The organism is Acidithiobacillus sp. TH-A35 (assembly GCF_057473505.1).
On record NZ_JBYCKR010000172.1, the window covers coordinates 1 to 3,281 of the forward strand.

Below are 3,281 nucleotides of genomic sequence, written 5' to 3' on the forward strand. Positions count from 1 at the left end.
GGTGACAAAGATGTTCTGGTACTCAGCCCGGGTTCGCCATTCTTCAAATATTTTCGCCATTCGCTGGAGCCGACAGGTAAATGACGCGTCCTGAAACTCACCCAGCCTGGTTGCTGCCCAGCGGTTTTGAGGATGTCCTCCCCGCACGTACAGACGCGCTGGAGCACTGTCGCCGTACCCTGCTCGACCTTTACGCACAATGGGGTTATCGCCAGGTCATTCCACCCCTGGTGGAGCATCTGGAGAGTTTGCTGACCGGAAGTGCCGCCGACCTCGATTTACAGACCTGGAAACTGTTGGATCAGGACAGTGGTCGGTTGGTGGGTCTGCGTTCGGATATGACGCCGCAGATGGCCCGTATAGACGCCCAGACTTCCTCTGCGAAGGAGGTTCGACGTCTAGCCTATGCCGGTACCGTGCTGCGCGCCCGGCCCGATTTGCTCGGTGGGAGCCGTGCCCCTTTTCAGATGGGTGCCGAGCTCTTCGGAGTGGACGGGCCGGAGGGGGATCTGGAGGTCCTTTCCCTGATGGTAGAGAGCCTCATCCACTGTGCAGTGCCGAATCTGTTGCTGGACATCGGTCATGTGGGTATTTCCCAGGCATTGGCGGACGCGGCGGGTCTGGAAGGTGCGCTACGTGCGGACCTGTTGCAGCATGTCGAGCGCAAGGCGTGGCCGGATATGCGGGCGTGGCTGCGGGAGCACCATTGCGGCACAGAGCTGAGCGCAGATTTTGATGCCCTGTCGCGTTTACAGGGTGAATTCGATATCTTGGAGCAGGCTCGCCAGCGCCTCGGACATCACCCGGCGGTTTGCATAGCCCTGGATGAACTGCATTTCGTCTGGGGGGCATTGCGCGCGCGTTATTATGATCTTGCGATTCAATGTGACCTCTCGGAGATTCACGGGCATCGGTATCATACCGGCTTGCTGTTTTCGCTGTTTGGTCCGCAGCGTGGTGAGGCGCTGGCCAGTGGTGGTCGCTACGATGATATTGGTGCCGCTTTTGGCCGACGGCGCGCGGCGACGGGCTTCAGTTTGGATCTCAAGCCGTTGCTGCGTGAATTCCCGGAGGCGGAGAGAGCGCGGCAGATTTGGGCTCCGGCTGGTACTGATGATCTTTTGTGGCAGTCGATACAGGAACATCGCCGGGCTGGTTATGCGGTTTTACAGGACTTGCTGTGTCAGGAGGTGCCTGGCCAGCAGACGTTGCAGGCACAGGGTTTTGATGCTGTCCTGATCAAAGAACAGACGGGCTGGAAGATGCGGCAGCTTGATTCGTGAATTTTTATTTTCCAGTGACCCATTTGCGGAGTCGTTCGTGGCTATGAATACAAACATTGTGATCATCGGTACCCAATGGGGCGATGAGGGTAAGGGTAAAATTGTCGACTGGCTGACCGAGCGCTGCCAGGCGGTGGTACGCTTTCAGGGCGGACACAATGCTGGCCATACCTTGGTGATTGGCGCGCGGAAAACTGTTCTGCATCTGATTCCCTCGGGTATTCTTCGTGCTGGCGTGTCCTGCTTTATTGGTAACGGTGTGGTGCTGGATCCGCTGGCCTTGTTTTCCGAGCTGGATGAGCTGCAGCCGGTGGTGCCCGATGCCCATGAGCGCTTGTTCATTTCCGACGCCTGCCCACTGATTCTGCCCTACCACAAGAGTCTCGACCTGGCGCGGGAGCGGGCGATGGGTGCGGCAAAAATCGGCACTACCGGTCGGGGCATTGGGCCCGCTTATGAGGATAAGGTAGCGCGGCGCGCTTTGCGTGTTGCCGACTTGTTTCATCGCGAGCGTTTTGCCGCCAAGCTTGGCGAGGCGCTGGATTACCATAACTTTGTGCTCCAACACTATTTCAAGCAGGAACCGGAAAACTTCCATGCCATCCTGGAGCAGTATCTGGGGCTTGCGGGGCGTCTGGCACCTATGGTGGTAGATGTTTCCGTACGACTGGCGCGTTTGCAGGCGGAAGGGGCGCGGATTCTCTTCGAGGGCGCCCAGGGTACCCTGCTGGATGTGGATCATGGTACGTACCCCTTTGTGACTTCCTCTAATACGGTGGCAGGTGGCGCTTCCGCCGGAAGCGGGGTAGGGCCAGCGGATCTGGGCTATGTGCTGGGCATTACCAAGGCCTACACCACGCGTGTCGGGGCTGGACCATTCCCTACGGAGCTCTTTGATGAGACGGGAGTCTTCCTCGCTGAGCGTGGTGCGGAGGTGGGTGCAACCACCGGACGGGCGCGGCGTTGCGGTTGGTTTGATGCGGTGGCTTTGCGGGCCGCCTGCCGGGTTAATGGGGTGACGGGCCTGTGCATCACTAAGCTGGATGTACTGGATGGCCTCGCGGAGATTCGCGTTGCTGTCGGCTACCGGGTAAATGGGGTGGTTCAGGAGGAACTGCCGGGTGGCGCCGAGGCGCTTGCCGCCTGTGAGCCAGTCTACGAAAGCTTCCCGGGATGGACTGAATCCACGGCAGGCGTGCGGCACTGGGACGACCTTCCCCAGGCGGCCCGTCGCTATCTGGAGGCCATTGCAGAGCGAGCCGGACGGCCCTTGGCGATTATCTCCACCGGGCCGGATCGGGATGACACTATTTTACGTACTGAGATCCTGTGATGCAGCAGGGCAATAAAAAAGGGCAGACCTATTGATCTGCCCTTTGGTACTCGCCAATCGGGTTGGCCAAGCCTCCTCTGCGGGTCTCATCGCTAGCTATAGCGATGAGAAGCGCTACAATGCCAAGGTTGATTGCACAACCTAAGGAGAAGACCATGAGTGAAAAGGACAAGAACAAGATGATTACCCGTCGCGATGCGCTAAAAAACATTGCGGTTGTCGTCGGAGCGGTGGCTACCACGACGATGATGGGAGCTGGTGTGGCAGATGCCGGAACCATGACCAAGACATCGGTGCAATATCAGGATACACCTAAAGGAAAGGATCGTTGTTCAGTATGTGCAAACTTCATTGCTCCACATAGTTGTAAGGTGGTGGCGGGTAACATCAGCCCAAATGGTTGGTGTATGGCCTTTGTTCCTAAGTCAGCATGAGATATCACCCCACCTCCTCCACTAAAGAGGGGTCTTTATAATAAGGCGGCGGATCGGTAGGCACGCCGCCTTATTTCTGCAGTTTATTCTTCAGGTCACCAAACCCCGCCTGAGCCTTGCCTATGTTTTTCTCTACGTTACCCTCAACCTCCTGTTTTTTGCTGCCACTAATCTTACCAAGAACTTCTTTTGACTTGCCTTTAACTTCTTTAATACGACCGTTTACCTGAT

Annotated in this window: 4 protein-coding genes; 3 read left to right on the plus strand and 1 reads right to left on the minus strand. The window is 57.3% G+C overall.

Annotated elements, in window-relative coordinates; translation table 11 throughout:
• The first annotated feature begins 80 nt into the window (after positions 1-80).
• The 3 genes from AC2VNK_RS06045 to iro all read left to right on the plus strand — a co-directional run bounded on the left by AC2VNK_RS06045 (position 81) and on the right by iro (position 3,050).
• Positions 81-1,283, plus strand: coding sequence for an ATP phosphoribosyltransferase regulatory subunit (locus AC2VNK_RS06045; RefSeq protein ID WP_486883175.1), 1,203 nt, complete (start codon positions 81-83; stop codon positions 1,281-1,283).
• 43 nt (positions 1,284-1,326) lie between these two features.
• Positions 1,327-2,616, plus strand: coding sequence for an adenylosuccinate synthase (locus AC2VNK_RS06050; RefSeq protein WP_366937039.1), 1,290 nt, complete (start codon positions 1,327-1,329; stop codon positions 2,614-2,616).
• Positions 2,617-2,771: 155 nt separating this feature from the next.
• Entirely contained in the window at positions 2,772-3,050 is a 279-nt protein-coding gene (gene iro / locus AC2VNK_RS06055; protein WP_291524154.1) for an iron oxidase, read from the plus strand.
• Positions 3,051-3,120: 70 nt separating this feature from the next.
• Here iro and AC2VNK_RS06060 read toward each other — a convergent pair.
• Positions 3,121-3,281, minus strand: a 161-nt coding sequence (locus AC2VNK_RS06060; protein ID WP_486883176.1) for a CsbD family protein, incomplete at its 5' end; no start/stop codon positions are given.

Excerpts from the sequence above, each read along its gene's own strand:
- AC2VNK_RS06050 (WP_366937039.1), top strand. The coding sequence starts at position 1,327 with ATGAATACAAACATTGTGATCATCGGTACCCAATGGGGCGATGAGGGT.
- AC2VNK_RS06045 (WP_486883175.1), top strand. The coding sequence starts at position 81 with ATGACGCGTCCTGAAACTCACCCAGCCTGGTTGCTGCCCAGCGGTTTT.
- iro (WP_291524154.1), top strand. The coding sequence starts at position 2,772 with ATGAGTGAAAAGGACAAGAACAAGATGATTACCCGTCGCGATGCGCTA.